This is a genomic window from Phenylobacterium sp. CCH9-H3 (assembly GCF_001557235.1).
Taxonomy (GTDB): domain Bacteria; phylum Pseudomonadota; class Alphaproteobacteria; order Caulobacterales; family Caulobacteraceae; genus Phenylobacterium.
The window spans coordinates 1-985 of the sequence record NZ_LSJI01000020.1; the positions used below are offsets into that span (position 1 = coordinate 1).

Below are 985 nucleotides of genomic sequence, written 5' to 3' on the forward strand. Positions count from 1 at the left end.
CACCTCAAGCGTTCGCGTGCTATCTGGTGACAACGGCACGATCTTTACCGACACCGGCGACATCACGATCCTTGGCAGCGAGCCGACCCACTTTGGCTACAACGCAACCCGCGCCGACGGATTTCGCATTCAGTTTGGGCCGGAGAACTACAATGTCGGCATCGACAACATCGAGTTCCGCGTATCGCAGATAGATGGCGCTGTGGTTCCTGAGCCCGCGACGTGGGCCCTGATGATTGGCGGCTTCGGCCTCGCCGGCGCGACGCTCCGCCGCCGTCGAGCGCTCGCCGTCTGATATGCAGAAATCGATGAGCTAGGTGTCGTTTCCAGCGAGGTTGGCGCAAAAACTGCTTGATCACCGGCCCATGCGGCGTCGGCAAGAGTTGGATCGTCCGCGCGCTCGGCCACAAGGCCTACCGCGACGGCCGCTCCGTCTTCTACCAGCGCGTCCCGCGGCTCTTCGAGGCCCTGGCGCTCGCCCGGGGCGATGGCCGCGACACTCTGTTGCTGAAGACGCTCGGCCGCGTCGACCTGCTGATCCTCGACGACTGGGGCCTGTCCGTCCTCACCGCGAACCAGCGCGTCGACCTCTTGGAGATCCTTGAAGACCGGCGGGGCCGCGGCTCCACGATCCTCACCAGCCAGATCCCCGTGGACCAGTGGCATGACGTCATCGGCGACCCCACCCTGGCGGACGCCATCCTCGACCGGCTGGTGCACAACGCCCATCGCCTGACCCTCACCGGCGACAGCATGCGAAGGCTCTCCCGCCACCGCGAGCTTGACGCTCAGACCAACGCCTGACCCCATGCCCGCGTCGGCCGAACGCGCCGCCCAGGATCACGTGGAATAGGCGCCCACCATCGCGTGGAACAGGTGCCCACGATCACTGGAATGCGCACGGCATCAACAGCGAGTTGCGGGTCGTCAGCCTGCCGCGCTGAGCGTCTACCGTATTTCTGCGGCCCGATAATGCACTGAGGCC

1 protein-coding gene and 1 pseudogene are annotated in these 985 nt (G+C 65.5%); both read left to right on the plus strand.

Annotation, left to right across the window (positions count from 1 at the left end; genetic code table 11):
* Positions 1 to 295 (plus strand): PEPxxWA-CTERM sorting domain-containing protein (locus AX721_RS27180; RefSeq protein ID WP_156466945.1); only part of this gene is annotated, 295 nt, incomplete at its 5' end.
* A gap of 50 nt (positions 296 to 345) precedes the next feature.
* Positions 346 to 804, plus strand: a pseudogene (locus tag AX721_RS01135) (ATP-binding protein); the annotation flags it as partial.
* Positions 805 to 985 lie beyond the last annotated feature (181 nt).